At 67.4% G+C, this 12495-nt stretch carries 14 protein-coding genes and 1 tRNA gene; 7 read left to right on the forward strand and 8 right to left on the reverse strand.

Translation table 11 applies throughout. From position 1 onward, the window contains the following. Nucleotides 1-7 precede the first annotated feature (7 nt). From F3H32_RS10350 to F3H32_RS10365, 4 genes are all read left to right on the forward strand, one after another. Nucleotides 8-652 carry a Maf family protein gene (locus F3H32_RS10350; RefSeq protein ID WP_394349619.1) on the forward strand — a complete coding sequence of 215 codons (645 nt, stop codon included), beginning with the start codon at nucleotides 8-10 and terminating at the stop codon, nucleotides 650-652. Then, nucleotides 649-1710 (forward strand): ribonuclease E/G, encoded by a 1062-nt coding sequence (locus F3H32_RS10355; RefSeq protein ID WP_149765787.1) that lies wholly within the window; start codon nucleotides 649-651, stop codon nucleotides 1708-1710. Before F3H32_RS10350 ends, F3H32_RS10355 begins: the two co-directional genes overlap by 4 nt. Further along, nucleotides 1707-1856: a DNA gyrase inhibitor YacG gene (locus F3H32_RS10360; RefSeq protein WP_149765788.1), complete on the forward strand. Its 150-nt coding sequence runs from the start codon at nucleotides 1707-1709 to the stop codon at nucleotides 1854-1856. Before F3H32_RS10355 ends, F3H32_RS10360 begins: the two co-directional genes overlap by 4 nt. Nucleotides 1857-1931: 75 nt before the next feature. Then, nucleotides 1932-2007 (forward strand) — tRNA-Phe (locus tag F3H32_RS10365). A 171-nt stretch (nucleotides 2008-2178) separates the two neighbouring features. Here the strand turns inward: F3H32_RS10365 and cydB are convergent. The 7 genes from cydB to F3H32_RS10400 form a co-directional block, all read right to left on the reverse strand. Further along, nucleotides 2179-3186 carry a cytochrome d ubiquinol oxidase subunit II gene (gene cydB, locus F3H32_RS10370; RefSeq protein WP_149765789.1) on the reverse strand — a complete coding sequence of 336 codons (1008 nt, stop codon included), beginning with the start codon at nucleotides 3184-3186 and terminating at the stop codon, nucleotides 2179-2181. A gap of 2 nt (nucleotides 3187-3188) precedes the next feature. Then, nucleotides 3189-4586 carry a cytochrome ubiquinol oxidase subunit I gene (locus F3H32_RS10375; protein WP_149765790.1) on the reverse strand — a complete coding sequence of 466 codons (1398 nt, stop codon included), beginning with the start codon at nucleotides 4584-4586 and terminating at the stop codon, nucleotides 3189-3191. A 187-nt stretch (nucleotides 4587-4773) separates the two neighbouring features. After that, nucleotides 4774-5247 carry a pyridoxamine 5'-phosphate oxidase family protein gene (locus F3H32_RS10380; RefSeq protein WP_149765791.1) on the reverse strand — a complete coding sequence of 158 codons (474 nt, stop codon included), beginning with the start codon at nucleotides 5245-5247 and terminating at the stop codon, nucleotides 4774-4776. 133 nt (nucleotides 5248-5380) lie between these two features. Then, nucleotides 5381-6307, reverse strand: coding sequence for an ornithine carbamoyltransferase (argF, locus tag F3H32_RS10385; RefSeq protein ID WP_149765792.1), 927 nt, complete (start codon nucleotides 6305-6307; stop codon nucleotides 5381-5383). 98 nt (nucleotides 6308-6405) lie between these two features. Further along, entirely contained in the window at nucleotides 6406-6591 is a 186-nt protein-coding gene (locus tag F3H32_RS10390; protein ID WP_149765793.1) for a hypothetical protein, read from the reverse strand. Then, a complete protein-coding gene (locus tag F3H32_RS10395) occupies nucleotides 6584-7756 on the reverse strand; it encodes an aspartate aminotransferase family protein (RefSeq protein ID WP_149765794.1) in 1173 nt (390 codons plus the stop codon). The genes F3H32_RS10390 and F3H32_RS10395 overlap by 8 nt, the downstream gene beginning before the upstream one ends. 172 nt (nucleotides 7757-7928) lie before the next feature. After that, complete coding sequence (locus F3H32_RS10400) at nucleotides 7929-8750, reverse strand: ABC transporter permease (protein ID WP_149765795.1); 822 nt, start codon at nucleotides 8748-8750, stop codon at nucleotides 7929-7931. Between the two features lie 130 nt (nucleotides 8751-8880). Between F3H32_RS10400 and F3H32_RS10405 the strand changes: the two genes are divergently transcribed. Together F3H32_RS10405 and F3H32_RS10410 are read left to right on the forward strand one after the other, a co-directional pair. Continuing rightward, nucleotides 8881-9516, forward strand: coding sequence for a GcrA family cell cycle regulator (locus tag F3H32_RS10405; protein ID WP_149765796.1), 636 nt, complete (start codon nucleotides 8881-8883; stop codon nucleotides 9514-9516). 1 nt (nucleotide 9517) lies between these two features. Then, nucleotides 9518-9961 carry an NUDIX hydrolase gene (locus F3H32_RS10410; protein WP_149765797.1) on the forward strand — a complete coding sequence of 148 codons (444 nt, stop codon included), beginning with the start codon at nucleotides 9518-9520 and terminating at the stop codon, nucleotides 9959-9961. On the opposite strand, the gene F3H32_RS10415 is transcribed toward F3H32_RS10410, so the two are convergent. Further along, nucleotides 9900-10613: a hypothetical protein gene (locus F3H32_RS10415; RefSeq protein WP_149765798.1), complete on the reverse strand. Its 714-nt coding sequence runs from the start codon at nucleotides 10611-10613 to the stop codon at nucleotides 9900-9902. The two genes, F3H32_RS10410 and F3H32_RS10415, sit on opposite strands and share 62 nt — an antisense overlap. Nucleotides 10614-10775: 162 nt before the next feature. Between F3H32_RS10415 and metG the strand changes: the two genes are divergently transcribed. Beyond that, entirely contained in the window at nucleotides 10776-12494 is a 1719-nt protein-coding gene (gene metG, locus F3H32_RS10420) for a methionine--tRNA ligase (protein WP_149765799.1), read from the forward strand. Nucleotide 12495 lies beyond the last annotated feature (1 nt).

Genomic DNA, 12495 nt, shown 5'->3' on the forward strand with positions numbered 1-12495 from the left:
ATCCGGCATGACGCATGCGATGCCCGGCGACGCGACACCCGGCCCGGCCGCCCTCGGCCGCCCTTCGGGGCAAGACCGGCCGACGCTGATCCTGGGCTCGGCCAGCCCGCGTCGGCAAGAACTTCTGGCCCAGATCGGCATCCGGCCCGACCGGATCCTTGCGGCGGAAATCGACGAGACCCCGCATCGCGGCGAAAGCCCCCCCGCCTATGTCCGCCGCATGGCGCGCGAGAAATCCGCGGCGCTGGCCGGCCATGGCCGCGACGCGGTGCTATGTGCCGACACCGCGGTGGTTGCGGGGCGCCGCATCCTTGGCAAGCCCGCCGACAGCCACGAGGCGGCGCAGTATCTGCGCCTGCTGTCCGGTCGCCGCCACCGGGTTCTGACCGCGGTCGCGCTGGCCCATGGCGGCCGGCTGCGCGAAAGACTGGTGGAAACCACGATCCGCTTTCGCCCGCTGTCGGCGGCCGAAATCGAAGCCTATCTGGCCACCGGCGAATGGCAGGGCAAGGCCGGCGGCTATGCCATCCAGGGCCGTGCCGCGGCTTTCGCGCTGTGGATGCAGGGCTCTTATACCGGCGTGGTCGGCCTGCCGCTGGCCGAAACCGCGGTCTTGCTGGCCGCCATCGGCATCAGGGGGGACGCAGCATGAAGGGCCGTCAAATTGTCCTGGGCCGGATGTTCGGCCGCGACGCCGCGGCGCTGATGCAGGACGGCCGGCTTGAGGATTTGATCGTCGACCCGGTCGGCGCGGCGCCCTTGGCCCCCGGCGCGATCTGCCGGGCCAAGGTGGACCGGCTGGTCAAGGGCCAGGGCGGCGTCTTCCTGCGCCTGCCCCAGGGCGCCCGCGGCTTCCTGCGCGACCGCTCCGGCCTGCGCGAAGGGCAGTCGCTGCTGGTGCAGGTCAGCGGCAGCGCCGAGGAGGGCAAGGCCGTGCCGGTTTCCTCTCGGCTGAATTTCCGCGGCCGGCATGTGATCGTGACCCCCGGCATTCCCGGCGTGAACGTCTCGCGCCGCATCCGCGATACGGCGCTGCGCGAGGCGCTGGCGGGGTTGGGCGAAGCCGCCCTGGCCGGCATGGCCGATCCACCGGGCCTGGTCTTTCGCAGCATGGCGGCCATGGCCGGGGATGACGAAATCGCCGCCGAACTGGCCCGGCTTCTGGACCTGGCGCAAACCGTGCTGTCGGATCGAGAGGGCGCGCCGGAACTGTTGCTGGACGCGCCCGAACCGGCCGAGCTGGCCTGGTATGATTGGGCCGATCCGCCGCCTGACGATGTCCTGGAGCGTCCCGACGCCTTCGAGATCAGCGGGGCCGAGGCCGCGGTTCTCGACCTGCTGGACCCCCACGTCGATCTGGGTGGCGGCGCCTGGGCCGAGATCGAGCCGTTGCGCGCGCTGGTCGCCATCGACGTCAATACCGGCGCCGATCATTCGCCGGCAGCCGGGCTCAAGGCCAATATCGCCCTGGGCCGCGACCTGCCGCGGCAATTGCGCCTGCGCGGCCTGGGCGGCCAGGTGGTCGTCGATTTCGCGCCCATGCCCAAGCGCGACCGCGGGACGCTGGAGCAGGTGCTGCGCGCCGCATTCCGTTCGGAATCGGCCGAGACGGTGCTGATCGGCTGGACGGCGATGGGGCTTTACGAGATCAGCCGCAAGCGCGACCGCATCGCGTTGGCGCGGCTGGCACAGACCGAGGGAATGGCATGAAATGCCCGATCTGCGGCAAGCCCGCCACCGAACGCTATCGCCCGTTCTGTTCACGCCGCTGTGCGGATGTGGATCTGGCGCATTGGCTGCGCGGCGACTATCGCATCCCCGCCGAGCCGGCCGAGGACAAGCAAGGCGACGAGTGAAAATTTTGTTTTTGACTCTGGACATGGCTCGGCCCCTGCCATAACAACACGCCAGTCCGAAGCAGACGCTCCGGCGCCCGGATAGCTCAGTTGGTAGAGCAGCGGATTGAAAATCCGCGTGTCGGCGGTTCAAATCCGTCTCCGGGCACCATCCAATCCCTGAAATGGCGACCTGCAAGGCTAAGCATCTTGTCGTGCCTGTCGGCGGCAGGCGGTTTTCCCGAATCGCCTCAAGGCCGGACCAGCAGCGCCAGAACCGCCAGCACCGCCGGCCCCAGGCACCACAGCAGCACGAACCAGCCGATGCGACATAGCCAGCGCATCAGTGATAGCCCTCCTCGGGGCGGATCTTGCCGTGAAACACCCAATAGGCATAGGCGGTATAGGCCAGGATGATCGGGATCAGCACCGCCGTGCCCACCAGCGCAAAGCGCAGGCTGTCATCCGGCGCTGCCGCCTCGGCAATGCCAAGCGAGGGGGGCACGATCATCGGGTAGAAGCTGATCCCGATGCCGATATAGGCCCAGACGAAAAGCCCAAGCGCGCACAGGAACGGCGCCAGCTCCTCGCCCCGCGCAAGCCCGCGCCACAGCCGCCAGGCGGTCGCCAGCACCAGGGCCGGCACCGCGACGGAATAGAGCGCGCTTGGCCAGCGGAACCAGCGCGCGGCATAGGTCGGATCCTGCAAGGGCGTCAGGATGCTGACCAGCCCCAACATGGCCAGCGTCGCCAGTGCGGCCGGGCGGGCCAGGGCGCGCATATGCTGCTGGATGCGGCCCTGAAGCTTGAGGTTCAGCCAGGTCGCCCCCAGCAGGGCATAGCCGATCAGCAGCGCCACGCCGGTCAGCAGCGAAAAGGCGGTCAGCCAGTCCCACCAGCCCCCCGCATAGGCGCGGTCCTGGACCGCGATGCCCTGGACCAGCGCGCCCAGCGCGACGCCCTGCGCCAGTGCCGCCGCCACCGAACCGCCGAAAAAGCCGAAGTCCCAGACCCGCTTCCAGCGGCGGGTGCGCCAGCGATATTCAAAGGCTACGCCGCGAAAGATCAGCGCCAGCAGCATCACGATGATGGGCGCATAAAGCGCCGGCATGACGACGGCATAGGCCAGGGGAAATACCGCAAACAGCCCGCCTCCGCCCAGCACCAGCCAGGTTTCGTTGCCGTCCCAGACCGGCGCGACCGAGTTCATCATCACGTCGCGCTCGCCCTCGTCATGGGCAAAGGGAAACAGGATGCCGATCCCCAGGTCAAACCCGTCCAGGATGACATAGACCAGCACCGCAAAGGCGATGATCCCCGCCCAGATAAAGGAAAGATCCAGTCCGAACATGGCTATCCTCTGTGCTGCCGCGGGGTTTCGGCGGGGCCGGGGGTGATGCCCGCGGTGCGGATCGGTCCTTCGCGCAGCGCCGGCGCACCCGTGCCGGGCGGCGTCGACATCATGCGCAGCAGATAAAAGATGCCCGCCCCGAAGATGAAGAAATAGACGATGACGAAAGCCGCAAGCGAGGCGCCGACCGCGGCGGCATCCAGCGGCGAATGGCTTTCGGCGGTTCGCATCAGCCCGTAGACGGTAAAGGGCTGGCGGCCGACCTCGGTGGTGATCCAGCCCGCCAGCAAGGCGGCGAACCCCGCCGGCCCCATCAGGAACGCCGCCAGATGCAGCCCGCGCGCGGTGTAAAGTCGGCGCCGCCAGCGTGCCCACAGCCCCCAGATCGCCAGCCCCAGCATGGCAAAGCCCAGAGCCACCATCACCCGGAACGACCAGAAGACGATCAGGACCGGCGGTTCGTCCTGGTCGGGGATCGTGTCGAGCCCGTCCAGCGCCCCGGTCCAGTCATGGGTCAGGATCAGGCTGGACAGGTTGGGGATCTGGACCGGCCAATGCACCGTCTTGGCCTGCTGGTCGGGCCAGCCGAACAGGATCAGCGGCGCGCCGTCGGGATGGCTGTCGAAATGCCCCTCCATCGCCATGACCTTGGCGGGCTGGTGTTCCAGCGTGTTCAACCCGTGCTGGTCGCCCGCCAGGATCTGCAAGGGCGCCACCAGCGCAAGCATCCCCATCGCCATCGAGAACATGCGCCGCGTCGCCGCATCGCCGCGGCCGCGCCGCAACAGCCAGCCCGCCGCGGCCCCGACCACCAGCGCGGTGGTCAGATAGGCCGCCAGCACCATATGCACCAGCCGATAGGGAAACGAGGGGTTGAAGATGATGCGCAGCCAGTCCTGCGGCTGGAACTGCCCGTTCTCGGCAATGCGGAAACCGGCGGGCGTGTGCATCCAGCTGTTGGCGGAAAGAATCCAGGTGGCCGAGATCAGCGTGCCCGCTGCGACCATCAGGGTCGCGAACATGTGCAGCCCGTCGCCCACGCGCTCGCGTCCGAACAGCATGATGCCCAGGAACCCCGCCTCCAGGAAAAACGCCGTCAGCACCTCATAGGCCATCAGGGGTCCGATCACCGGCCCGGCGCGGTCGGAAAACACCGACCAGTTGGTGCCGAACTGATAGGACATGACGATCCCCGAAACGACGCCCATGGCAAAGGCGACGGCGAAGATCTTTTTCCAATGTTCGAACAGCGCCAGATAGGTCGGGTCGCGCCTAAGCAGCCAAAGCCCGTTCAGCACCGCCAGATAGCTGGCCAGCCCGATCGAAAACGCCGGGAACACGATATGGAAGGACACCGTGAACGCGAATTGCAATCTTGCCAGCAGTTCGGCGGACAACATGGCCTTTCCCTTTCCCGGCATTCAGCTTGGGGCGGCTTCCGGCGTCGTCGGCCGCGCCAAGGATAAGGCCGGCGCGCCGGCAGCAACGAATTGCCAAGGCAACCGCGGGAACGCCGATCCGGTTCCACGGCGGGCCCAGAGGGCGCAGGTTCAGCACCTTGCCCGCGGCAGGCCCGCCGGACCGCGGTTAGGAAAACTTCAGCGAGAACTGGTCGCCGTAATCCGGCTTGTCGCCCTTGACCTTGGCTTTCACCATCTCGAACAGAAAGCTCATGCCGCTGGCCGGGCCCAGCCAGACCTCGGCCGAGCGGGGGGTCATGCGGACCAGCACCAGGTCGGGGTCGTCCTTGCCCTCTTCGAACCAGGTCGAGGCGACGGCGTTCCACACCTCGTCCAGCTTCTGGCGGTCCTGCGAGACGTCCAGCCGGCCCCTGATCTCGGCATAAAGGCTTTCGCTGTTATCGCTGACGATATAGCGCGTCTCGGCCTGCTGGCCGGCGGCCTGCGCCATTGCCGTGCCGCGGGCGGTTATGAACCAAAGATTGCCGTCCTCGGGCTCGATATTGTGGGACATGGGCAGGAACGCGCCCCCGACCTCCAGCATCCCGGCACGGATGTCTTCCAGGCGGTCCCAGAATTCCTTGCGGCGGTCTTCGGTCATGTCATGCTCCGATCCTGTGGGAAATGTCGCGGCTCAACCGGATGAGCCCGCGAAAGTTCCCCGCCAGGACCGCCATGCCAAGGCGGCGCCGGGGCAAGCCGACGACCGCCGGGGGCCGGGCCGAAGCCGGCCGCTAAAGCCCCAGGCACCAGCGCATGATCGCCTTTTGCGCATGCAGCCGGTTTTCCGCCTCGTCGAAGACGACCGAGTTCGGGCCGTCCATCACCGCGCTCGTCACCTCGTCGTCGCGATGCGCGGGCAGGCAATGCATGAACAGCGCATCAGGCTTGGCGCGCGCCATCAGCGCCTCGTTCACCTGATAGGAACGCAGCTGGTTGTGCCGCCGCTCGCGCGCCGATTGCGGGTCGTGCATGGACACCCAAGTGTCGGTCACGACCAGGTCCGCGCCCTCGACCGCCTTGGCCGGATCGCGTTCAACCAGCGCCTGCACGCCCTGGGCACGGGCGAAATCCAGCGCCTCGCGCTCGGGGTCCAGGGTCGGCGGGCCGGTAAAGGTGAAGTCATAGCCGAACTGCCCGGCGGCATGGATCAGCGAGCAGCAGACATTGTTGCCGTCGCCCGACCAGACCACCTTGCGCCCGGCGATGGGGCCGCGATGTTCCTCGAAGGTCATCACATCGGCCATGATCTGACAGGGATGGGTGCGGTTCGTCAGCCCGTTGATCACCGGGACGCTGGCATGTTCCGCCATTTCCAGAAGCGTCGCCTCTTCAAAGGTGCGGATCATGATCAGGTCGACATAGCGCGACAAAACGCGGGCGGTATCGGCGATGGTTTCGCCATGGCCAAGCTGCATTTCCTTGCCCGACAGCACCATGGTCTGACCGCCCATCTGCCGCACGCCCAGGTCGAAACTGACGCGGGTCCGGGTCGAGGGCTTTTCGAAGATCAGCGCCACCATGCGGTTTCTGAGCGGCTGTTCGGCATCGGGCGCGCCCTTGGGCTGGCCGTCGCGCGCGTCCTTCATCCGGCGCGCGCAGTCGATCATGCCGCGCAGATCTGCCTTGTCGGTGGTGTGGATATCGAGGAAACTGTTCATCTGTAACTGCTTTCGGATTGATCTGGCAAGCAAGCCGCTTTGCATGGGCAAGGTCAAGACCAAACGCCCCGCGCGCAGCGGCGGAAAAACAGACAGCCTCATCGGTGGCGGGTCATCGCCGGCGCCAGCGTTCCATCTTCGGCAATGCGCGGTTCCTGGCGGCGCGAACCCGCGTGTTCCAGGACATCCTGGGCGCAGATCGGCTGCGGCCTGGGCAGGGGCGGCCAGCCTGCCGGCAGGGGCAGGGCCGCACGCGCCACCGGCCGCAAGCCCGGCTTACCCATCCAGCCGTCCGGCAGCGCGGTCCAGCCGGGCGACGGCCTCGGCTATCTCGTCGTCGCCGATGGTCAGCGGCGGCAGCAGGCGCAGGGTATTGTCGGCCGCGGCCACGGTCAGGATATGCTCGCCGTAGCCGGCATTGACCAGTTCGCCCGGCGCGACCTTGCATTTCAGGCCCAGCATCAGCCCCTGGCCGCGCACGCTTTCGAACACCTGGGGATGGGCTGCGACCAGCCCCTCCAGCTTCTGGCGCAGCAGCGCGGCCTTGCGGTTCACCTCGGCCAGGAATTCGGGCCGGGCGATGATCTCCATCACCTTGGCGCCCACCGCGCAGGCCAAGGGGTTGCCGCCATAGGTCGAGCCATGCGTGCCCGCCGCCATGGCCGCGGCCGCCTTTTCCGTCGCGACCACCGCGCCCAGCGGGAAGCCGCTGCCGATACCCTTGGCGATCATCATGATGTCGGGGGTGATGCCGGCATATTCATGCGCAAACAGCCTGCCGGTGCGGCCCATGCCCGATTGCACCTCGTCCAGCACCAGAAGCGCGCCGGTCTGGTCGCAAAGCGCGCGGATCGCGGCCAGGTCGGCATCGGGCAGCGGGCGGATGCCGCCTTCGCCCTGCACCGGCTCCAGCATGACGGCGGCGGTGCGGTCGGAAATCGCCGCCTTCAGCGCCGCCATGTCGCCCCAGGGCAGTTGGCGGAAACCGGGCATCAGCGGGCCGAAGCCCTTGACCATCTTTTCCGACCCCGCCGCCGCGATGGCGCCGGTCGAGCGGCCGTGAAAGGCGCCCTCGAAGGTCAGGATCTCGTAGCGGTCGGGATCGCCCTGCTCGCTCCAATACTTGCGCACCATCTTGATCGCCAGTTCCGCCGCCTCGGTGCCGGAATTGGTGATGAATACGGTATCGGCGAAGGTGTGCTCGACCAGAAGGTCCGCCAGCCTTTCCTGTTCGGGGATCTGATACAGGTTCGAGACATGCCAGATCCGCTTGGCCTGTTCGGTCAGCGTGGCGACCAGGTCGGGGTTCGCGTGACCCAGCGCATTCACGGCGATGCCCGCGCCCAGGTCCAGGTATCGCGTCCCGTCCGTCGCGATGGCCCAGGTGCCCTCGCCCCGCTCAAAGGCGATGGGCGCGCGGTTATAGGTCGGCAGGACATGCGGAATCATGGAGTTACCCTCTCTGGGAACGGCCGCTTGGCGGCACCATGGCTGACGAAAAGGTGGAAAGGCACGGGGGATCGGACGTCGAAGGCGTCAACGTCGGGAACGGGCGATATGGGCGGTCCGAACGATCATGCCGTTCGCATAGCGCGGAAGCGGCCCCCGTGCAACGCAGTTTTCAGGCTTTCATGCGATAGCCGGTGGCCAGCCAGCGCCAGGCGGTGAACAGGACCAGCGCCACGGCCAGGCCGCAGACCAGCAGCCCGCGCAGCGCCGGCGCATCCGAAACCCCGGCAAAACCATAGCGCGCGCCGTCGATCAGATAGAAGATCGGGTTCCAATGCGCCAGCATGCGGAACGGACCGGGCAGCGCCTCGACCGAATAGAATGTGCCCGACAGGAACGACAGCGGCGTCACGATGAAATTGGTGATCGCGGCCATCTGGTCGAATTTCTGCGCCACGATCCCGGCCAGCAGCCCCAGCCCGCCCATCAAAAGCGCGCCCAGCACCACGAATCCCAGCGCCCAAAGCGGATGCGCCAGCCCCTGCCCGATCACTAGCGCCATGCCAAGCGCGATGGCCGCGGCCACGATCAGCGCCCGCGCCACCGCGCCGATCAGATAGCCGGCCATGATTTCGGCCGGCGACAGGGGCGGCATCAGCGTGTCGACGATATTGCCCTGCATCTTGGCCGAGATGATGCTGGAGGAGGTGTTGGCAAACGCGTTCTGGATCACCGTCATCATCAGGATGCCGGGGCCCAGAAAGGCCAGATAGGGCAGGCCCATCACCTCGCTCCGGCTGCGCCCCAGCGCCAGCGCAAAGACGATCACGAACAGCGCCGAAGTCATCAGCGGCGCAAAGATGGTCTGCTGCCAGACGCTCATGAACCGCATGATCTCGCGCCGGCTCAGCGTGTAAAGGCCCAGCCAGTTCACCTTGCCAAAGCGGCGCACGCCCATCTGGCGGAATCCGGGACGGTTCGAGATCGGCTGCATCGGGGCTCCTTGAATTTGCGGGCTCGGATGGGTAAGTCTGGCTATCCCCGGATTTAAGGCCGGGTCTTGCGGAATTGAAGCCACTAGCACGAAGGCACCGGGTTGCACGCCGGTGCAGGAAAGGCAAGCCATGTCCTGGACCGACGAGCGCGTCGAGACGTTGAAACGCATGTGGGCCGAAGGCCAGTCGGCCAGCCAGATCGCCAAGGAGCTGGGCGGCGTGACCCGCAACGCGGTGATTGGCAAGGTCCACCGCCTGGGCCTGTCCAACCGGACCGAAGAAGGCGCCGCCGAGCCCGCGCCCGAACCCGCCGCCAAGCCCGTCCCGCCGTCCCCGGCACCGGCGCCGGCGCCGGCGCCAGAACCCCGGCCCGCCCCGGCGCCCGAGCCGAAGCCCGCGCCCGAGCCCAAGCCGGCGGCCGCGGCCCCCGCGCCCGAACAGCCCGCGGCCGAGCCCGCGCCGCCGCAGCCCGTCAGCTTCAACCGCCGGCCCATCGTGCCGGCCGGCCAGCCGCTGCCGCCGCAGCCCTCGGCCAACGAGATCAGCCCCGAGGCGCTGGCCTCGGTCCGCGAGGTGGAAAAGCGCGCCCGCAAGCTGACGCTGATGGAACTGACCGAACGCACCTGCAAATGGCCGATCGGCGACCCGGCGACCGACAAGTTCTGGTTCTGCGGCCTGCCCTCGGTGCCGGGCAAGCCCTATTGCGAGGCGCATGTCGGCGTGGCCTTCCAGCCGATGAGCTCGCGCCGCGACCGCCGTCGCTGAGATGCCCGATTTCCCCCGGCTCGCCGCGCTGGCCGTCACGCTGGACGGCTGCGGCGATGCGGCGCGCGCGCTGCTGGTGCGCCGCCGCAACCCGCCCGATGCCGGGCTTTGGGGCTTTCCCGGCGGCCATGTCGAACCCGGAGAGACGGCGCTGGACGCCGCCGCCCGCGAACTGGCCGAGGAAACCGGCGTGACCGCCCTGCCCCGCGCCTATCTGGACAATATCGACGTGATCGAGCGCGGCGCAGACGGCGCGCTGCGGTTCCATTTCCTGCTTGCCGCGGTCCTGTGCGAGCATGTGGCGGGCGATCCGGTGGCGGCCGACGACGCGCTGGACGCCCGCTGGGTTTCTGTCGGCGACATCCTGGACGGTCGGTTGCCGCTTAGCGCCGGTGTGGCCGCGGTGATCCGAAAGGCGCTGGCCCAGCAGGCGGCGGCACGCTGACCGGCCAACCGCCGCGCCCTCGGCGGGCCGTATAGACCAGCGCCTGCACCAGCATCACATAGGCCGCCAGTTCCAGCAGTTCCTCGATCCGGCCGGTCACGGTCACAAGGCGCGGATCGGCCGCGATTCCCAGCGCCGCCAGCTTGCGTCCCAGCCCGTCCAGCGTCTTGGCCAGGACGATCAACAGCACCGATCCGCCGGCCAGCCAGCAGGCCGGCCGGCCCTGGCGCAGCCCCCGCCACCAGCAGGGCGCGGTCACGGTCGCAAGCCGCCAGGCGCAAAGCAGGATCAGCGCCACCACCGCCAGCCCCACCGCCTTTTCCCAGGCCGGTGCCGGGCCGGAATATAGCCGCAGTTGCAGCACCCCTTCCGAGGTCAGCCGCTTGTCCAGATCGAATTCCCGCAACGCCAGCAGGGCCAGGACCAGCGGGACATGCCATTGCCGGCGGTCGCTTTCCCCGCATCCGCAGCCGCACCACAGCAGGATGCCAGCAAACAGCAGCACCGGCGACATCAGTTCGACCGCATGGCCTTCGTCGAAGACCGAGGCGACCGAATCATTCAGCGCCAGATCGACGCCAAGAAACAGCAGCGTCGCGCCAAGGATCAGGGCCAGGGTAAAGGCGGGCTGAAGGATACGGTCTTGAAGCATGCCGCAAGCATTGCCCGCCGCCCCGGCCCTGGCAAGCAGGATGACGGTTTTATGACTGCCCGGCCCTGGGACGCGCGGCTGATCGGGGCCGAATGCCCGAGGTGCTGGCCTTCGCCCTCCATGCTGGATAAAGAAACGCCAGCAACCCAACAGGAGCCGATCATGGCGCGGCATCTCATCACCTCGGCGATCCCCTATATCAACGGGATCAAGCATCTCGGCAATCTTGTCGGCTCGCAGCTTCCTGCGGACCTTTACGCCCGATATCTGCGCCAGCGCGGCCACGAGGTGATGTTCATCTGTGCCACCGACGAACACGGCACCCCGGCCGAACTGGCCGCCGCCAAGGCCGGCAAGCCCATCGCCGTCTATTGCGCCCAGATGCACGACGTCCAAGCGGAAATCGCACGCAATTTCGGCCTGTCCTTCGACCATTTCGGGCGGTCGTCATCGGAACGCAACCATGTCCTGACCCAGCATTTCGCCGGCCAACTGGACGCGAACGGCTGGATCACCGAGGTCGAGGAAAAGCAGGTCTATTCCATCGACGACGGCCGCTTCCTGCCCGACCGCTATATCGAAGGCACCTGCCCCAATTGCGGCTATGACAAGGCGCGCGGCGATCAATGCGAGAATTGCACCAAGCAGCTTGACCCGACCGACCTGATCGAGCCGCGCAGCGCCATTTCCGGCTCGACCAACCTGGAGGTGCGGGCAACCAAGCATCTTTACCTGCGCCAGCGCGCGCTCAGGGACCGGATCGCCGCCTGGATCGACAGCAAGACCGACTGGCCGATCCTGACCACCTCGATCGCCAGGAAATGGCTCAATGACGGCGACGGCTTGCAGGACCGCGGCATCACCCGCGACCTGGACTGGGGCATCCCGGTCAAGAAAGGCGACAAGCCCTGGCCGGGGATGGAGGGCAAGGTCTTCTACGTCTGGTTCGACGCCCCCATCGAATATATCGCCGCCACCGCCGAGGGCGCCGACAAGGCCGGCCTGCCCGACAGCGCCTGGCGGCGCTGGTGGCGGCTGGACGAGGGGGCAGAGGACGTGACCTATACCCAGTTCATGGGCAAGGACAACGTGCCCTTCCACACCCTGTCCTTTCCGGCCACGATCCTTGGCTCGGGCGAGCCGTGGAAGCTGGTCGATTACATCAAAAGCTTCAACTACCTGACCTATGACGGCGGCCAGTTCTCGACCAGCCAGGGGCGCGGCGTGTTCATGGACCAGGCGCTGTCGATCCTGCCCGCCGATTACTGGCGCTGGTGGCTGCTGTCCCACGCCCCCGAATCCGGCGACAGCGAATTCACCTGGGAGAATTTCCAGCAATCGGTGAACAAGGACCTGGCCGATGTTCTGGGCAATTTCGTCAGCCGCATCACCAAGTTCTGCCGGTCGAAATTCGGCGAAACCATCCCCCAGGGCGGCAGCTACGGCGCCGAGGAAGAGGCGCTGGTCGAGGCGCTGACCACCCGCATCCGCGCCTATGAAGCCTTCATGGATCATGTCGAGATCCGCAAATCGGCCGCCGAGCTGCGCGCGATCTGGGTCCTGGGCAACGAATACCTGCAAGCGGCGGCGCCCTGGTCCACCTTCAAGACCGACCCCGACAAGGCGGCGATGCAGGTGCGTCTGGGCCTGAACCTGATCCGGCTTTACGCGGTGCTGTCGGCGCCCTTCATCCCCTTTGCGGCGGATGCGATGCTGGATGCGATGCGGACCCAGGACCGCGCCTGGCCGCAGGACGTGCGCACCGCCCTGGCGGCGCTGCCCCCCGGCCATGGCTTTACCGTGCCCGAGGTGCTGTTCGCCAAGATCAGCGACGAAAGCCGCGACGAATGGCAACAGCGGTTCCAGGGGATTCGCGACTGAT

Source organism: Paracoccus thiocyanatus, from assembly GCF_900156255.1.
Taxonomy (GTDB): Bacteria; Pseudomonadota; Alphaproteobacteria; order Rhodobacterales; family Rhodobacteraceae; genus Paracoccus; species Paracoccus thiocyanatus.

What these genes read in the sequence shown, in the direction of transcription:
- F3H32_RS10350 (WP_394349619.1), top strand. Translation starts at nt 8, where the DNA reads ATGACGCATGCGATGCCCGGCGACGCGACACCCGGCCCGGCCGCCCTC.
- F3H32_RS10355 (WP_149765787.1), top strand. Translation starts at nt 649, where the DNA reads ATGAAGGGCCGTCAAATTGTCCTGGGCCGGATGTTCGGCCGCGACGCC.
- F3H32_RS10360 (WP_149765788.1), top strand. Translation starts at nt 1,707, where the DNA reads ATGAAATGCCCGATCTGCGGCAAGCCCGCCACCGAACGCTATCGCCCG.
- cydB (WP_149765789.1), bottom strand. Translation starts at nt 3,186, where the DNA reads ATGTTCGGACTGGATCTTTCCTTTATCTGGGCGGGGATCATCGCCTTT.
- F3H32_RS10375 (WP_149765790.1), bottom strand. Translation starts at nt 4,586, where the DNA reads ATGTTGTCCGCCGAACTGCTGGCAAGATTGCAATTCGCGTTCACGGTG.
- F3H32_RS10380 (WP_149765791.1), bottom strand. Translation starts at nt 5,247, where the DNA reads ATGACCGAAGACCGCCGCAAGGAATTCTGGGACCGCCTGGAAGACATC.
- argF (WP_149765792.1), bottom strand. Translation starts at nt 6,307, where the DNA reads ATGAACAGTTTCCTCGATATCCACACCACCGACAAGGCAGATCTGCGC.
- F3H32_RS10390 (WP_149765793.1), bottom strand. Translation starts at nt 6,591, where the DNA reads ATGGGTAAGCCGGGCTTGCGGCCGGTGGCGCGTGCGGCCCTGCCCCTG.
- F3H32_RS10395 (WP_149765794.1), bottom strand. Translation starts at nt 7,756, where the DNA reads ATGATTCCGCATGTCCTGCCGACCTATAACCGCGCGCCCATCGCCTTT.
- F3H32_RS10400 (WP_149765795.1), bottom strand. Translation starts at nt 8,750, where the DNA reads ATGCAGCCGATCTCGAACCGTCCCGGATTCCGCCAGATGGGCGTGCGC.
- F3H32_RS10405 (WP_149765796.1), top strand. Translation starts at nt 8,881, where the DNA reads ATGTCCTGGACCGACGAGCGCGTCGAGACGTTGAAACGCATGTGGGCC.
- F3H32_RS10410 (WP_149765797.1), top strand. Translation starts at nt 9,518, where the DNA reads ATGCCCGATTTCCCCCGGCTCGCCGCGCTGGCCGTCACGCTGGACGGC.
- F3H32_RS10415 (WP_149765798.1), bottom strand. Translation starts at nt 10,613, where the DNA reads ATGCTTCAAGACCGTATCCTTCAGCCCGCCTTTACCCTGGCCCTGATC.
- metG (WP_149765799.1), top strand. Translation starts at nt 10,776, where the DNA reads ATGGCGCGGCATCTCATCACCTCGGCGATCCCCTATATCAACGGGATC.